The sequence below is a fragment of the Microbacterium sp. Marseille-Q6648 genome, assembly GCF_943181415.1.
Lineage (GTDB): Bacteria > Actinomycetota > Actinomycetes > Actinomycetales > Microbacteriaceae > Microbacterium.
The window spans coordinates 182,616-198,584 of the sequence record NZ_CALPBZ010000003.1; the positions used below are offsets into that span (position 1 = coordinate 182,616).

Below are 15,969 nucleotides of genomic sequence, written 5' to 3' on the forward strand. Positions count from 1 at the left end.
GGCGGCTTCGCCGCCCCTCGCCTCTTCCTCATCACTCCCCGCCCCGGCATCCCTCCCCCGCCGAGACGGGGAGTGTGTCAGTTGCGGGCGCCCGCCGGGTGGTCGATCTCCATCCACAGGTCCACGGAGTCCTCGTCGCTCAGGCCCGCACCCGAGTCGGAGCGCCCCACGACCGTCACGGCGACCCGCTCGTGCGGCGAGGTGCGGATGTAGAGCCGGTCGGATCTGGCCGTGCGCAGCGTCTCGGCGAGCTGGGAGCGGATCTGCCCGAGTGCGGCGTCGGCGAGCCCCTCGAGCCCGCCCTCGTCGAGGACGGTGACGGTCGCCCCGCGACGCCGGGCGCGCTCGAGCTCGGCGCGGACGTCGTCGTCGAGCAGGCGGGGCCCGCGCAGCTCGTCGCGCAGCCGGCCTTCGGCCAGGCGCGCCTCGAGCCGCTCCTCCTCGGCGAGCTCGCCGCCGGTGGCGATCACCCGGGTGAGCACGGGACCGGCGACCGACAGTGCGCTCTGAACCTGTACGCGCCGCTCCCGCTGGCGCACCACGTGCGAGGCCTGCCAGGCGGATGCCGCCCGCTGCAGCTGGGCCAGGCGCGCGGTGTCGCGCGCCGCGCGGTCCATCGACCGCAGCAGCAGCTGCGCGCACGAGACCCACACGATGGAGCCGACGAGCCCGAGCTGCAGAGCCTGCGCGGGCCCCATCCAGGCCATGGACGCGACGATGAGCATGACCAGGCCGGACCACGCGAACCAGGGTCGGCGCCGCACCATGACGATCACCATGAGGGCTCCGATGCCGCCCAGATACCACGTCGCGTACGGGTCGTCGCGGACGTCCTGCGCGAACGCCCACGACACCGCGGTCGGCACGAGCGCGGCGCTGACGATCGCCAGCAGCGCAGCCGGCAGGGGGAGCTTCTCGGGCCCGCGCGGAGCGGGGACGCCCGTCTCGTCGTCCCGGCCGGCACCCGCGGCCCGGCCGAAGGGGGCGGGCTCCCAGAACAGGCACAGCCACGTGGTGGTGAGGTACAGCGCCAGCGCGCCGACGATGACGAGCGGGTGCTCGGCAGGGGCCAGCCCCGACAGTCCCCGGGCGGCGAGGTAGGCCGTGAATGCGAGGGCCAGCGAGACGAGCACCCTCCGGACGCTGATCACTCGCTCGCCTCCCGCCAGACCAGGCGCACGCGCGTGCCCTCGCGGCCGGTCGTGACCCGCCCGACCCCGCCGACCGACGCCATGCGCGCCACGATGGAGCCGCGGATGCCGAGACGATCGGCCGGCACGGCGTCGAGGTCGAAGCCAGGACCGGCGTCGGCGACGTCGATCCGGATGCCCCCGCGCGCGCACTCGACGGTCGCGGAGAGCCCCTCCGCGCCGGCGTGCTGCACCGAGTTGGCCACGGCCTGCGTCGCCGCCAGGCACAGCGCCTCGGCAACGCGACCGGGGAGCAGCGTCGTCCCCGCCTCGATGCGGCGATCGACCCGCAGCCGCACGCCCATCTCGCGCGCGGCCTCTTCGATGTCATCGGCGAGGGATGCCGCGTCGCGCGGTTCGTCGCTGCCCGACCCGCCTGCCTGTTCGGTCGACGCCAGGCCCGCCAGCGCCTCGCGCGCCATCGCGACGGCCAGGGTGCGGGCGCGCGGGGAGTCCGCGCGTTCGGCGGCGATGAGCGCGGCGAGGACGCTGTCGTGCATGAGCGCGGCGACGGTGACCCGTTCCTGCTCCGCGGCGTCGGTGGCCGCCGCCCGGGCGTACAGGTCGACGGCCTGGGCGCGCGTCTCGTCGACGTTCGCGGCGACCGAGCGGAACAGCCAGCCGAGGGTGAGGAGCACGCCGCCGAGGATGATCGCGAACGACACGTCCAGCAGCAGGCGGAAGCCCAGCTCGGGGGTGAACCCGCTGACCACCAGCCGCACGAGGCCGTACAGGATCGGGGCGAGCACCGTCCAGGCGATCTGCAGCGGGAAGGGGAAGGCGAGGACGGCGGCGAGCGTGGCGATGTTCACCAGGAACCAGATCCACGGGTCCTGATCGGTCGGGGTCGACGCCGCCTTCGGCGTGAGCGGCCACACCGCCAGCGCCAGGACGAACACCACGGCGAACGCGCCGGCGGTGGCTCGTACGCCGCGGCCGAACATGCACGCCATCACCATGACCGCGAGCGGGATGAAGGCGACCGGCAGCAGCGGGTCGGTGTACCACGGGTCGTAGGCGGCGCTGAGCACCGCGGTGGCGAGCGCCTGCACGCCGAGGACGAGAGAGCCGAGCGCGGCCGCGACGGTGATGATGCGCTCGACCCGGGTGCGCGTGAACGACCCGATGGCCGGGCGCCCGTCCCGGGCCGGGGCGATGTGCGTCCAAGCGCGGTCGAGGACGACGCCGGAGCCGTCGGCGCTCATCGCTGTCCTCCGCCGCTCTCCCCGGCGGCATCGCTGAGGATGCCGTCCTCCATCGCCCGGCGCAGCAGATCGACCTTGGTCGGCGCGGGACGCCCCACCTCGACGTACTTCACCCGCACCCGCGTGATGTTCTCCTTCGCGGTCGAGTACGCCACGCCCAGACGGTCGGCGACGACCTTCAGCGGCAGGCCCGCCGCGTACAGGCGCAGCACGTCCCGCTCACGGGCGGACAGCTGCGCGTCGGCGAACTCCCGGTCGCCTTCGACCGCGCTCGCCCACTCCACGTTGTTGAGCGGCTCGCCGCGCGCGACCGTGCGCACCGCGGCGGTGACGTCGTCGATGGGCGATGCCTTGCTCACCACACCGGCGGCACCGGCCGAGAGCGCCTCGCGCACCGCCGCGGGGCGGTCGGCGACGCTGTGGATGATGACGCTCGAGCCGTCGCCGACGAGGCGATGGACGTTATCGGTGACGGTCGTGCCGTCGCCGAGCGTGAGATCGAGCACCACGACGTCGGCCGGACCGGCGTCGGAGGATGCGCGCCAGCGGAGGTACTCGCGCACGGTGCTGCCCGAGAACACGACGTCCTCTGTTCCCGAGCGCAGGCACGCGGCCTCGAGCCCGAGCCGGACGGACTCGTGGTCGTCGATCAGGGCGACCCGCGTCATGAGGGCCACTCTAGCGACGCCCGCCGGTGCGGATGAGCGTGGTGACGGCTTCGACGTGGTGCGAGTGAGGGAAGAGGTCGATGCCCTGGACGCCGGCCGCCTCGTATCCCTCGTCGCGGAAGGTCGCCATGTCGCGTGCCAGCGCGACGGGATCGCACGCGATGTAGACCACGGCCGCGGGGTTCAGCGCGGCGATCCCCCGCACCACGGCTGCCCGCGCCCCGGCGCGCGGCGGATCCAGCACGACGACCCCGCGCGAGAGCCGTTCCCGCTCGGCGTCGGACGCGCGGGCCGCCAGCTGCGCCACCCAGCGGTCCACGCGCGCCGTCTCGGCCCGCGCGCCCAGCCACTGCGCCAGATTCGTCCCGGCGTGCTCGGTGGCGCGCGCATCGGCCTCGACGCTCGTGACGCGCGCGCCCGATCCGGCGGCGTCGGCCAGCGTCGCCGCGAACAGCCCCACTCCGCCGTAGAGGTCCAGGTGCCAGCCGTCCGGGTCCAGGCCCGCGCCGGCGAGCTCCCGCGCCAGGACCGTCGTCAGCGCGTCGGCGGCGAGACGGTGCACCTGCCAGAATCCGCCGGCGTCGACGCGGAAGTCCCGTCCTCCGGCGCGCTCGACGACCACCTCCCGGGCGGGATCCAGAGTCTTCTTCTGCCCCCGCGGCCGGGCGTCCGGCCGCCCCAGGACGCGGACCCGCCCGTCGGCGGGCTGCACCAGGTCGATGCGCCCCTCCGCGGCGGCGCCCAGACCGGCGGCGACCTGCGCGATCCCGGGAACGGCCAGCGGCAGGTCGTCCACCTCGATGACGCGGTGGCTGCGGGCGGCGAACGGACCCACGCGTCCGGCGGCATCGACGTGCAGACTGACCCGCGTGCGCCACCCGGCGTCCTCGCGCTCGGGCTCATCCGCGCCACCCGCGGCCTCGGTCGCGGTGATGAGGGATGCCGGGACGTCGAGTCGCCCGATGCGCGCGAGGGCGTCCTGGAGCACCCGGAGCTTCAGCGCGCGCTGCTCGTCAAGGGCGATGTGTCCGAAGTCGGCACCGCCCGGGCGGTCCTCCGGGGCGGTGTCCACGTCCGCCGCACGCCAGATGTGCGGCCGACGGGCCGGCGCGGCGTCGAGCACCTCGAGAACCTCCGCCCGCCAGAAGCGGCGCGTGTCGCCGTCCGCTGCGGCATCGGCATCCAGACGCACGCGCACGCGCTCGCCGGGAATGGTGTCGGGGACGAACACGACCCGCCCCTCGTGACGTCCGACGAAGACGCCGCCGTGGGCGACGTCGGTGATGTCGAGGTCGATGATCGGCCCTGCGGCATCGGTGGTTTCCGTCACCGGGCGAGTCTAGTCGCGGCGGCCTCTACGGTGGACGCATGCGCGTGTGCCTGGCCTCGACCTCCCCCGCCCGACGGATGCTGCTGCGGCAGTTCGGCATACACCCGCTCACCGTGGCGCCGGCCGTGGACGAAGAGGCGGTCATCGCCGCCGTCGAGGACGCCGAGGGGCGGGTGCTGCCCCCTGCGGAGCACGTCCTCCTCCTCGCGCGCCGGAAGGCCGCGGACGCCGTGGCGCAGCTGGCCGCTCGGATGCCGGACTTCGACGGCATCGTCATCGGCGGCGACTCCATGTTCGACATCGACGGGCGGGTGCTCGGCAAGCCCGGTACGCCCGAGAACGCGCTCGCGCGCTGGCACGACATGCGGGGGCGGACGGGCGTGCTGCACTCCGGCCACGCGGTCTTCCGGGTGCGGCCGGGCGAGGAAGCGCTGGAGGCGCACGACGTCGCCGAGGCGTCGGTGACGTTCGCCGCCGACGTGACCGACGCCGAGATCTCGGCGTACGTCGCCTCGGGCGAGCCCCTCCACGTCGCCGGTGCCTTCACGGTCGACAGCCTCGGCGGGGCGTTCATCACCCGCGTCGAGGGGGATCCGTCCACGGTGATCGGCATGTCGTTGTCGACGCTGCGCCGCCTCGTCCGCGACCTGGGCGTGGAATGGACCTCCCTCTGGAACTCGGTGGACCCGTCCGTTCGCGAGGACCCCGCGGCAGACGGTGACGCGCGCGGCGACGCGCCGGTCGGGACCCCCGGTTTGTCGTAGGAATCCCACGTTTCCGGCCGGTTCTTGTAGCAAGCGCTCAAAAAGGGGCCGGAACGCGTCGGTAGGCTGACATCCATGCCTGATATCGCCAAGGTGCTCATCGCGAACCGCGGCGAGATCGCCGTCCGTGTCATCCGAGCCGCGCGCGACGCCGGCAAGTCCTCCGTCGCCGTCTACGCCGACCAGGACCGCGATGCCCTCCACGCCCGCCTCGCCGACGAGGCGTACGCCCTCGAGGGAGCCACGAGCGCCGAGACCTACCTGTCGATCGACAAGATCCTGTCGGTCGCGCGCCGCTCGGGCGCGGACGCCGTGCACCCCGGCTACGGCTTCCTCGCCGAGAACGCCGACTTCGCCCGCGCGGTCATCGCGGCGGGCCTGGTGTGGATCGGTCCGAGTCCCGACGCGATCGAGGCCCTCGGCGACAAGGTGACCGCCCGGCACGTGGCGGAGAAGGTCGGCGCTCCGCTGGCCCCGGGAACCCCCGGACCCGTCGACGGCGCGGAGGAGGTCATCGCCTTCGCCCGCGAGTTCGGGCTGCCGATCGCCATCAAGGCGGCCTACGGCGGCGGCGGACGCGGACTGAAGGTCGCCCGCGAGTTCGACGAGGTCGCCGAGCTGTTCGAGTCGGCCACCCGTGAGGCGATCACGGCCTTCGGCCGCGGCGAGTGCTTCGTCGAGAAGTACCTCGACAAGCCGCGCCACGTCGAGACCCAGTGCCTGGCGGACGCCGCGGGCAACGTCGTCGTCGTCTCGACGCGCGACTGCTCGCTGCAGCGTCGCCACCAGAAGCTGGTCGAAGAGGCGCCCGCCCCCTTCCTGTCCGACGCGCAGAACGAGGTGCTCTACACCGCGTCCAAGGCCATCCTCCGCGAAGTGGGCTACGTGGGCGCCGGCACGTGCGAGTTCCTGATCGGCGCGGACGGGACGATCTCCTTCCTCGAGGTCAACACCCGCCTGCAGGTCGAGCATCCCGTATCCGAAGAGGTCACCGGCATCGACCTCGTCCGCGAGCAGTTCCGCCTCGCGGAGGGCGGCATCCTGGACTACGACGACCCGAAGCCCGAGGGCCACTCGATCGAGTTCCGCATCAACGGCGAGGACCCCGGTCGCGGGTTCCTCCCCCAGCCCGGGCCGATCCATGTCTTCAAGACGTTCGGCGGGCCCGGCATCCGCCTGGATTCGGGCGTCACCGCCGGCGATGCCGTCAGCGGCGCCTTCGACTCGCTCCTCGGCAAGATCATCGTCACCGGCCGCGATCGCGCCGAGGCGCTCGAGCGCTCGCGGCGTGCGCTGGACGAGTTCGAGGTGGCCGGGCTTCCCACCGTGCTGCCCTTCCACCGGAAGGTCGTGCGCGACCCCGCCTTCACGGCGGAGGACGGCGCGTTCGGCGTGTTCACGCGCTGGATCGAGACGGAGTTCGACAACGACATCCCGCCGTGGGACGGCGAGCTCGAGGCTCCGACATCCGCGGCGCCGCGCCACACGGTGGTCGTCGAGGTCGCCGGCAAGCGCCTCGAGGTGAGCCTCCCCGACCGTGTCGTCGCCAGCCCCGCCGTCGTCGGGCGCCCGGCCGCCGTGCCGCCGTCGCGGCGCTCGCACGCGCCCAACGCCGTGGCCGCGGCATCCGGAGACGCCGTGAAATCCCCCATGCAGGCGACGATCGTCAAGGTCGCCGTCGCCGACGGGCAGGAGGTCGTCAAGGGCGATCTCGTCGTCGTGCTCGAGGCCATGAAGATGGAGCAGCCCATCCAGGCGCACAAGGACGGCGTCGTCGGCGCGATCAACGCCGACCCCGGCACCACCGTCTCGGCCGGCCACCAGCTGCTGACGATCTCCTGACGCGATCGTGCGCGGATGCCGGGTCGGCCGGCATCCGCGGCGGTCACTCCTCGGGCGCGTCCCGATCGACGATGTGCATCGCCCGCGCGGCGTCGGTGATGCTGCCCGCCAGCGACGGATAGACCGCGAACACGCGCGAGACCTGGTCGACGGTGAGCCGGCGCTCGACCGCGATGGCGATCGGGTAGATGAGCTCGGACGCGCGGGGCGCCACGATCACGCCGCCGACGACGGTTCCGCTGCCGTGCCGGGCGATGATCTTCACGAAGCCGTCGGTGATGCCCATCATCTTCGCCCGCGGGTTGGACGCGAGCGGCAGCTTGTGGACCACGCCGCGCAGCTCGCCGTCCTCGATGTCCTGCTCCTGCCAGCCGACGGCGGCGATCTCGGGCGCGGTGAAGATGTTCGACGTGATCCGGCGGCGCTCGAGCGGGATCACGACGTCGCCGAGAGCGTGGAAGACGGCCGTCCGGCCCTGCATCGCGGCGACCGAGGCCAGCGGGAAGAAGGTCGTGCAGTCACCGGCGGCGTAGATGTTCGGCACCGAGGTGCGCGCGACGCGGTTGACCTGGATGTGCCCGGACTCGGTCATCTGCACCCCGGCCTCCTCGAGGCCGATGCCGGCGGTGTTGGGGATGGAGCCGACCGCCATCAGGCAGTGGCTGCCCTCGAGGGTCCGGCCGTCGCTGAGCGTCACGACGACGCCGTCACCCTGTCGCTCGACCTTCTCGGCGCGGCACTTCGACAGCACGGTCATGCCGCCGCGCTTGAAGACCTTCTCGAGCACCGCCGCGGCATCCTTGTCCTCACCCGGCAGGACCTGGTCGCGGCTCGAGACGAGCGTGACCTTGGCGCCGAGGTTCATGTAGGCGCCGGCGAACTCGGCACCGGTGACGCCCGAACCCACGACGATGAGGTGCTCCGGGAGCGCGGGCATGTCGTACAGCTGCGTCCACGTGAGGATCCGCTCGCCGTCCGGACGCGCGGACGGCAGCTCGCGCGGCGACGCTCCCACCGAGACGACGAGGGTGTCGGCCTCGATGCGATCGAAGTCGGTGCCGCCGGCGCCGGTCGAGACCACGACCGCGCCGGGGCCCTCCAGGCGCCCATGTCCGGAGATGATCCGCACGCCGGCCTCGACCAGCGAGGCGCGCATGTCGTCGGACTGCTGACGGGCGAGCGAGAGCAGGCGCTTGTTGACGGCCGCGAGGTTGATCGCGATCTCGGGCTTGAGGGGCTTGCCCTCCTTGCCGCGCGCGAACAGCTGCACCCCGAGGTCGCTGGCGCCGGCGATCGCGACGGCGGCGTCGGCGGTGGCGATGAGGGTCTTCGACGGGACGACGTCGGTGATGACAGCCGAGCCGCCCACGCCGGCGCGCTCCACGAGCGTCACCTCCGCTCCCAGCTGCGCGGCCGCGAGCGCCGCCTCGTACCCGCCGGGTCCTCCGCCGATGATCGCGACGGTCTGGGTGCGCTCGAAGCTCAAAGACATGAGCACCATTCTCCCCCGCATCCGCCGGGCCCGCACGCGCGGCCGACGGGCGCGTCTCTGGCTCTGCGGCGCGCGTGTTTCTAGAGTGGGGGGATGTCCGACACGCACGACCACCCGCTCGACGACCCCGCCGCCGATCCGTTCGAGATCGCCGCGGCGGCCGCCGCCGACATCGCCCGACTCACCGGCGTCGACCGGCACGACATCGCCCTCACCCTCGGCAGCGGATGGGGCAGGGCCGCCGAGCTGATCGGCGAGACCACGGCCGCCCTCCCCGCCACCGAGGTCACCGGGTTCAGCAGACCCGCTCTCGAAGGGCACGTCGGAACGCTCCGCAGCGTCGTGACCCCGCGCGGACGCCGCGTGCTGGTCATCGGCGCGCGGACGCACTTCTACGAAGGACACGGCGTCCGCCGCGTCGTGCACAGCGTGCGGACGGCTGCGGCGACGGGCGCGAAGACCATGGTCCTCACCAACGGCGCCGGGGGCATCAAGCACACGTGGCGCCCCGGACAGCCGGTGCTCATCAGCGATCACATCAACCTCACGGGCGCCTCGCCGCTCGAGGGGGCGACGTTCATCGACCTCACCGACCTGTACTCGATGCGCCTGCGCGATGTCGCGCGCTCGGTCGACCCGTCGCTGGACGAGGGGGTGTACTGCCAGTTCCGCGGACCCCAGTACGAGACGCCCGCCGAGGTGCACATGGCCAAGACCATCGGCGGTCACATCGTGGGCATGTCCACCGCCCTCGAGGCGATCGCGGCACGTCAGGCGGGTATGGAGATCCTCGGCTTCTCGCTCATCACGAACATGGCGGCCGGCATCCAGACCACCCCGCTCAGCCATCAGGAGGTCATCGAGGCGGGCCGCGAGGCCGAGCCGGTGATCTCGTCGCTGCTCGCGCGCGTCATCGGAGCACTGTGAACGGCGCCGGCGGCCCGCTCCCGGAGGGCGAGATCCTCGATCGTGCACGCGCGTGGCTCGCGCAGGACCCCGACCCCGAGACCCGCGACGAGCTGCGCGCCCTCATCGAGGCGGCCGAGGGCGGCGTGTCCGACGCGGGCGATGTGCTCGCCGATCGCTTCTCGACACGCCTGGCCTTCGGCACGGCGGGACTGCGCGGCGCGCTCGGCGCCGGCAGCAACCGCATGAACCGGGTGCTCGTCGCCCAGGCCGCCGCCGGGCTCGCCGCCTTCCTTCGCGAGAAGTCCGGGCTCGGGGCGAGTACCGGCGACGAGATCGACCCGGATGCCGCACCCACCGTCGTGGTCGGCTACGACGGCCGCCGCAACTCCGACGTGTTCGCCCGCGACTCGGCCGAGCTGTTCGCCGGGGCGGGGCTCCGCGCGATCCTCCTCCCCCGGATGCTGCCGACCCCCGTTCTCGCCTTCGCCGTCCGCCACCTCGGCGCCGACGCGGGTGTCATGGTGACCGCCAGCCACAACCCGCCCGACGACAACGGCTACAAGGTGTACCTGGGGGGTCCCGACGACGGCGCGCAGATCGTGCCGCCCGTCGACGCCGAGATCGCCGCGCACATCCAGCGGATCGCGGATGCCGGCGACATCGCCGCCCTCCCCCGCTCGCTCGGCTACGAAACGGCCTCGGACGCGGTCGTGGACGCCTACGTCGCCGCCACGGCGGCCGTGGCCCCCGCCTCGCCCGCCGCCGAGGGCCTCGCCTGGGTCTACACCGCGATGCACGGCGTCGGCTGGGAGACCTTCCGCGCGGTCATCGCCGCCGCCGGCTACCCCGAGCCCACGCCCGTGACCGAGCAGATCGAGCCGGACGGCACGTTCCCGACGGTCGCCTTCCCCAACCCCGAGGAACCCGGCGCGATGGACCTGGCCTTCGCCGCCGCGACCGCCGCCGACGCCGACCTGGTGATCGCGAACGACCCCGACGCGGACCGCCTCGCCGTCGCCGTGCCCGACGCCGACAGCCCCGGCGGCTGGCGGCGCCTCACCGGCAACCAGATCGGCCTGCTTCTGGGCTGGCGGGCGGCCCGGCTCGTGGCGGAGTCGCCGGAGCGGCCGTCGCACGCCTCGCTGGCGTGCTCGCTGGTGTCCTCGCCCGGTCTCGCCGCGATCGCCGAGCACTACGGTCTGGGTTTCCACGCCACCCTCACCGGGTTCAAGTGGATCTCGCGCGCACCCGGCATGGTGTACGGGTTCGAGGAGGCGCTCGGCTACCTCGTCAACCCCGAGACCGTGCGCGACAAGGACGGCATCTCGGCCACGGTGGCGATGCTCGGACTCGTGTGCGAGGCACGCGAGCACGGCCGGACGCTGCAGGACCTGCTCGACGAGTTCGACCGGACGTTCGGCGCGTTCGCCAGCGATCAGATCTCGATCCGCGTCGACGATCTCGCCCGCATCGGCCACCTCACGGCGGCGCTGCGGGCGCGGCATCCGGATCGCATCGGCGACACCGCGGTGGACCGGGTCGACGACCTGCTCTCGGGCACGGACGACCTGCCGCCCGGTGACGTGCTGCGGTACTGGCTGACGGACGGCTCCCGAGTGATCGTGCGTCCGAGCGGCACCGAGCCGAAGCTCAAGGTGTACCTGGACGTGCGCGGCGACGACGCGGCCGACGCCGCCGCGCGGGTGGCGGCGCTCGCCGACGGGGTGCGCGCGCTGCTGGATGCGATCGAGTGACCGTGCTGCTGATCGAGCCCGTCACCCTCGCCAACGACGTCGTCCGTCTCGAGCCGTTGACCCCGCAGCACGCCGGCGAGCTCGGCGACGCCACCGCGGGGCTCGAGCACGCCTGGTACACCTCGGTGCCGACGGCGGAGGACGTGCCCGGCGAGATCGCAGCCCGGCACGAGGCGCACCTGGCGGGGACGATGAACCCGTGGGCGATCCGTCGGCTCGATACAGGTGAGGCCGTCGGGATGACGACCTTCTGCAACATCGACCAGCCCAACCGGCATGTCGAGATCGGCTACACGTGGATCGCGGTCGACGCCCAGCGCACGGCCGTGAACTCCGCAGCCAAGCTGCTGCTGCTCGGCCACGCCTTCGAGGATTGCGACGCGATCGCGGTCGAGTTCCGCACCCACTGGCACAACCGGCAGTCGCGGGCGGCGATCGAGCGGCTGGGCGCGAAGCTGGACGGGGTGCTGCGCAACCACCGGCTGGGGCCCGACGGAACGCTCCGCGACACCGTGGTGTACTCGATCCTCCCGCACGAGTGGCCCGCCGTGAAGCGCGGCCTGCAGGCCCGCCTCTCCCGCCCCTGACTCTCCCGTCCACGGCTGGGGGCGCGTGCGCACGTGCCCCCAGCGTGCGGGGTGATCACGCACGCTGGTGATGCGTGCGCACGCGCCCCGGCGCGGGTGGGCGGGCGGGAGGCGAGGCGGGTGGCGGGAGGCGCCAGGCTCTCTCCCCGGCGGGGCGCCGAGGGAGTTCGTCCACATCCGAGGCCGGTCGCGCGGCTCGGTGGCCGCTGCCCACGAGGATGCCGGGATGAACGTACGCGAACCCCTCGCGCTCATGCGACGTGACGAGCTGCTGTCGGATGGCACCGGGTGGCGCGCGCTCGCGGCATCCGTCACCTCGGGCGACCTCGTGGCCGTACGCCCCGGCGTCTTCGCGTTCGGTGCGGACTGGCGACGGCAGCGCTCCGAACAGGAAGCGGTCACCCGTGCTCATGCGTACGCCCTGATGGCCCGGCACGAGCCGGTGTTCTCCGGTCCGAGCGCGGCCGCGCTGCACGGCCTGCCGCTCTTCCGCGTCCCCGCGGACAACGTCCACGTGCTGGCCGGCGACATGCGCGCCGGCGCCGCCCGCGGCGTCGTGCGGCACGACGGGCCGATCATCGACGACGATGTCGTCGAGGTCGGCGGGCTTCGGTGCACGTCACTCGCGCGCACCCTGGCCGACCTCGCCAGATCGGCGTCCGAGGAAACGACCGTCGCCGCTGCCGATGCCGCACTCCACCGCTACGTCGACCGCGACGATTACGACGAGGATGCCGCCGCCTCACTCATCGACGCCGCGCGTGGCCATCTCGGCGGGTTCGCTCGGCGGGTCGACGTCGCGCACCGGGCTCTGGAATTCGCCGACGGCCGCGCCCAACTGCCCGGAGAGAGCGTCAGCCGCGTGTACTTCCACCGGCTGGGCTTCCCCATCCCCCGTCTGCAGGTCCCGGTGCCCGGACCCAAGGGGACCCCTTACGCCGTGGACTTCGGGTTCGAAGGGATGCGGCTGTTCGGGGAGTTCGACGGCGAGGCGAAGTACACCGATCCGGAGTTCCTGCAGGGGCGCACCGCTCAGCAGGCGATCATGGACGAGAAAAGACGAGAAGACTGGATTCGCGCCACCACCGGATGGCAGCTCGTCCGCTGGATGATGCCCAACCTGCAGTCGACGTCCGTCTTCGGCAGCCTTCTCCGCGGAATGGGCGTGCGGCCACCGGCCTGAGGCCCCGGCATCCGATCGTCGCTCGTGTGCTCTCTCGGATCGTGCAGCGCCTCTCGTCGGAGACGGGTGCGCACGCGTCACACGCGGGCGGGATTCCCACGCACGCCGGGGATACGTGCGCACGCGTCCCAACCAGGGCTTCCGCACGCCGGGGGTACGTGCGCACGCGGCCCCAACCAGGGCTTCCGCACGCGCAGGGCGGCGTGCGCACGCGTCACACGCGGGCGGGATTCCCACGCACGCGGGGGATACGTGCGCACGCGTCCCCGGGCGCGGGGGGACTCAGCCGTCGATGACGGCGACGAGCTCGTCGAGGAAGCCACTGAAGTCCGTCGCACGGCGGACGATGCGCTGCACGCTCTCGCGCTCGCTGAACACCTCGACGAACTGCTCGAACACCGTCTGGAAGGCCTCGCGGTCGGCCTGAGAGAAGGCCACGAGCGCGACGACCTGCACGCGGCCGTCGCCCCACGGCAGCGACGGCTCGGCGATGCCGATCGCGATCGAGGTGCGCGTCGCCGTCATCCCCATCGCGTGCGGCACCGCCAGCGCGTCGGTGAAGGCCGTCGACGACAGCCGCTCGCGCTCGATCGCGCGCTCGACGTAGTCCTGATCGATGACCCCCTGCGCGATGAGCAGGTCGCCGAGGCGCCGGATGGTCCCCTCCACGCCGGTCGCGGCATCCAAGCCCCTCACGAACGCGGATGCCGCGAAGTAGCGCTCCAGCTCGGTCCGCAGCCGCGCCAGCCGGCGCGTGCGACGGATGCGGCCGCCCGCCTGGTGCACCCGCTCGATGTCGGCATCGGTGAGGAAGGGCTGGATGCGGACCACCCGATCGCCCGAGATCGCCGGATCGATGGTGGTGAGGACGAGGTCGGTGTCGATGCCCGCCCAATCCGGGTCGACGCGCGTCTCGACGCCAACGACCTCGACCTCGCGTCCGAGGGAGCGGTCCACGCTCGATCGAAGCAGCTCGTGCAGCTCGTAGTACCCGGGGCACACGATGGTCGCCGTCAGCAGCTGGTCGGCACGGCGGCTGCGCTCGAGGCGACCCCCGACGTGCATGGCGATGTAGGCGATCTCATCGTCCAGCAGCGGGATGTCCAGACGTCGGTGCAGCCCGCTGGCGACGAAGACGGCCACGTCGAAGATCATCGGGTAGGTCGATTTCAGGGAGCGCGTGAGCGGATTGCGCGACCACGCCTGCTCCCGTGCGCGCTGGCGAAGGTTCTGGACGTGCAGCGCGAGACGCAGGATGAAGTCCTCGTGGACGATGTCGACGAGGAACTCGGCGGCCGCCTGCTCGACCACCTCGCGCACCACGGTCTCGACCTCCGGATCGAGACTCGCGCGCGTGTGCTCGTGACGCGACGCGTCTCCGGGGGCCACGATCCGGGTCAGCACGAGCGTCGCCAGGTGGCGCAGGTCGGCGCTTCCCAGGCGCACCCCGAGGTGCTGCTCCACGAGGTCGGCGAGGACGGCGACGACTTCGCCCTGGGCGCCGGTAGCGTCGGGTCCGCCCGCCTCGAGCGGCCGGTCGCGGGCGACGCGGTCCGCGGCGATCGCGATGTGCATCACCACGTCGGCGATGCCGATCTCGTTGACGAAGTATCCCAGCGCCCCGAGCCGGGCGACGAGGTCGGCCTTGAACGGACCGAACGCCTGGGCGCCCACCGACTCGTCGCCGAGCGTGCGGCGGAGGGCCGCGAGGTCGAACGATCCGGCATCCATCTCGTCGTGCGCGAGTCGGGACAGCAGCCGGCGCTGGGCGACCTCGGTGCCGTGCAGGCGCGCGGTGGCCGCGGACCGCTCGAGCGTCAGCTCGGTGCCGCCCAGCAGCGCCCGCACCCGCCCGAGGTCCGCGTCCAGCGTCGCGGTGCTCACGAACAGCTCATCCGCGGTGGCGTACACGTCGATGCCGTCCGGGGCGTCCAGCAGTCGGCGGACCAGGGTATGCAGTCGATCCCGCGGTGTTCCGGTCTCGGCGGTGCCCGCGCGCAGCGCGACGGTGGCCTCGGGTCCGGCGCGGTAGCCGTGCGGCCCGGACTCGACGGCCGTGCCCGCCGGCACGCGCGCGTTGAGGGCGGTGACGTAGGAGCGGATGCTGCGCGGTGTCACTCCGACCGCATCGGCCAGCGAGGCCGCTGTCGCCCAATCGCCTTCTCGCACGAGCAGGCCCAGCAGGCGGTCCTGTCTGGCTCGGGTCACGGTGCTCCTCGGGCGACGTCGCGGGAAGGGGTGGGTCGGCGAGCGCCGCACCGTGCCAGTCAACCACGAGTCGCGGCCGCCCAGCCCGCCGCACCGCAGCGCCTTTCCGCCCCCGCGGAAACGAGAGTGGTTGTCCCCTCCCAGCGTTCTCACAAGAATGGCCACAAGAGGAGGCGGGTCGATGAGGATCCTTGTGGTGTGCGGCGCCGGTGCGTCCAGCACCTTCGTCGCGCAGCGCGTGCGCCACGCGGCGCAGGCCCACGGGCTCGCCTACTCCGCGTTCGCGGGCACCGAGCAGTCGCTCCCGATCGACCTCGATTCCGCCGACGTGGTCCTGGTCGGGCCGCACATGTCGCACGCGATCGAGACGATCGAGCGGGATGCCGCGGCGCGAGGGACCGCGGTGGTGCTGCTTCCCGGCGACATCTTCCAGGACCTCGACGGCTCGCGGACGCTCGAGCTGGTGCGCGCCGCACGCCCCGCCGCGCCGCCCGCTGACCCCGCGCAGAGCACGACACCGACACCGACAGAGAACACGACACAGACAGAGAGGTCGCCCATGCCCGCCATCTCGAGGACGGTCCACATCGGATCGTCGCACGGTCTGCACGCCCGGCCCGCGAAGCTGTTCGCCCAGGCGGCGAAGGACGCCGGGATCCCGGTCACGATCGCGAAGGGCTCCGGCGCGCCGGTGAACGCCGCCAGCATCCTCGGTGTGATCGCCCTGGGCGTGGAGCACGGCGACTACGTGACCCTGACGGCCGACGGCGAACGCGCCGACGACGTCCTCGACCAGCTGAGCGAACTGCTCACGACCGATCACGACGCGGAGTAGGA

Annotated in this window: 13 protein-coding genes and 1 pseudogene; 8 read left to right on the plus strand and 6 right to left on the minus strand. The window is 72.9% G+C overall.

Going from position 1 to position 15,969, the window contains the following annotated elements; translation table 11 throughout:
- Positions 1-77 precede the first annotated feature (77 nt).
- Genes NFR93_RS11060 through NFR93_RS11075 form a run of 4 tightly spaced genes read right to left on the minus strand, consistent with a single transcriptional unit; the run spans position 78 to position 4,393 of the window.
- Positions 78-1,151 carry a DUF8320 family protein gene (locus tag NFR93_RS11060; RefSeq protein ID WP_251453272.1) on the minus strand — a complete coding sequence of 358 codons (1,074 nt, stop codon included), beginning with the start codon at positions 1,149-1,151 and terminating at the stop codon, positions 78-80.
- Complete coding sequence (locus NFR93_RS11065; protein WP_251453273.1) at positions 1,148-2,395, minus strand: sensor histidine kinase; 1,248 nt, start codon at positions 2,393-2,395, stop codon at positions 1,148-1,150. Before NFR93_RS11065 ends, NFR93_RS11060 begins: the two co-directional genes overlap by 4 nt.
- A complete protein-coding gene (locus tag NFR93_RS11070; protein ID WP_251453274.1) occupies positions 2,392-3,063 on the minus strand; it encodes a response regulator transcription factor in 672 nt (223 codons plus the stop codon). Before NFR93_RS11070 ends, NFR93_RS11065 begins: the two co-directional genes overlap by 4 nt.
- Positions 3,064-3,073: 10 nt before the next feature.
- Entirely contained in the window at positions 3,074-4,393 is a 1,320-nt protein-coding gene (locus NFR93_RS11075) for a class I SAM-dependent RNA methyltransferase (RefSeq protein ID WP_251453275.1), read from the minus strand.
- Positions 4,394-4,431: 38 nt separating this feature from the next.
- Between NFR93_RS11075 and NFR93_RS11080 the strand changes: the two genes are divergently transcribed.
- Together NFR93_RS11080 and NFR93_RS11085 are read left to right on the plus strand one after the other, a co-directional pair.
- On the plus strand, positions 4,432-5,157 hold the full coding sequence (locus NFR93_RS11080; RefSeq protein ID WP_251453276.1) for a Maf family protein: 726 nt from the start codon (positions 4,432-4,434) through the stop codon (positions 5,155-5,157).
- A 75-nt stretch (positions 5,158-5,232) separates the two neighbouring features.
- Positions 5,233-6,999: an acetyl/propionyl/methylcrotonyl-CoA carboxylase subunit alpha gene (locus tag NFR93_RS11085; RefSeq protein ID WP_251453277.1), complete on the plus strand. Its 1,767-nt coding sequence runs from the start codon at positions 5,233-5,235 to the stop codon at positions 6,997-6,999.
- A gap of 43 nt (positions 7,000-7,042) precedes the next feature.
- Here the strand turns inward: NFR93_RS11085 and NFR93_RS11090 are convergent, their stop codons facing one another.
- Positions 7,043-8,491, minus strand: a complete 1,449-nt coding sequence (locus NFR93_RS11090) for an NAD(P)H-quinone dehydrogenase (RefSeq protein ID WP_251453278.1) — start codon at positions 8,489-8,491, stop codon at positions 7,043-7,045.
- A 93-nt stretch (positions 8,492-8,584) separates the two neighbouring features.
- On the opposite strand from NFR93_RS11090, the gene NFR93_RS11095 reads away from it, so the two are divergent.
- The 4 genes from NFR93_RS11095 (at position 8,585) to NFR93_RS11110 (ending at position 12,924) form a co-directional block, all read left to right on the plus strand.
- Positions 8,585-9,418 carry a purine-nucleoside phosphorylase gene (locus NFR93_RS11095; RefSeq protein ID WP_251453279.1) on the plus strand — a complete coding sequence of 278 codons (834 nt, stop codon included), beginning with the start codon at positions 8,585-8,587 and terminating at the stop codon, positions 9,416-9,418.
- Positions 9,415-11,154 (plus strand): phospho-sugar mutase, encoded by a 1,740-nt coding sequence (locus tag NFR93_RS11100; RefSeq protein ID WP_251453280.1) that lies wholly within the window; start codon positions 9,415-9,417, stop codon positions 11,152-11,154. The genes NFR93_RS11095 and NFR93_RS11100 overlap by 4 nt, the downstream gene beginning before the upstream one ends.
- A 2-nt stretch (positions 11,155-11,156) precedes the next feature.
- Positions 11,157-11,741: a GNAT family N-acetyltransferase gene (locus NFR93_RS11105; protein ID WP_251453597.1), complete on the plus strand. Its 585-nt coding sequence runs from the start codon at positions 11,157-11,159 to the stop codon at positions 11,739-11,741.
- A gap of 226 nt (positions 11,742-11,967) precedes the next feature.
- On the plus strand, positions 11,968-12,924 hold the full coding sequence (locus tag NFR93_RS11110; protein ID WP_251453281.1) for a hypothetical protein: 957 nt from the start codon (positions 11,968-11,970) through the stop codon (positions 12,922-12,924).
- A 282-nt stretch (positions 12,925-13,206) separates the two neighbouring features.
- On the opposite strand, the gene NFR93_RS11115 is transcribed toward NFR93_RS11110, so the two are convergent.
- Positions 13,207-15,132, minus strand: coding sequence for a BglG family transcription antiterminator (locus NFR93_RS11115; RefSeq protein WP_251453282.1), 1,926 nt, complete (start codon positions 15,130-15,132; stop codon positions 13,207-13,209).
- Positions 15,133-15,313: 181 nt separating this feature from the next.
- Between NFR93_RS11115 and NFR93_RS11120 the strand changes: the two are divergent.
- Positions 15,314-15,508, plus strand: a pseudogene (locus NFR93_RS11120) (PTS sugar transporter subunit IIB); the annotation flags it as partial.
- A 183-nt stretch (positions 15,509-15,691) separates the two neighbouring features.
- On the plus strand, positions 15,692-15,967 hold the full coding sequence (locus NFR93_RS11125) for an HPr family phosphocarrier protein (RefSeq protein WP_251453598.1): 276 nt from the start codon (positions 15,692-15,694) through the stop codon (positions 15,965-15,967).
- The last annotated feature ends 2 nt before the right edge of the window (positions 15,968-15,969 follow it).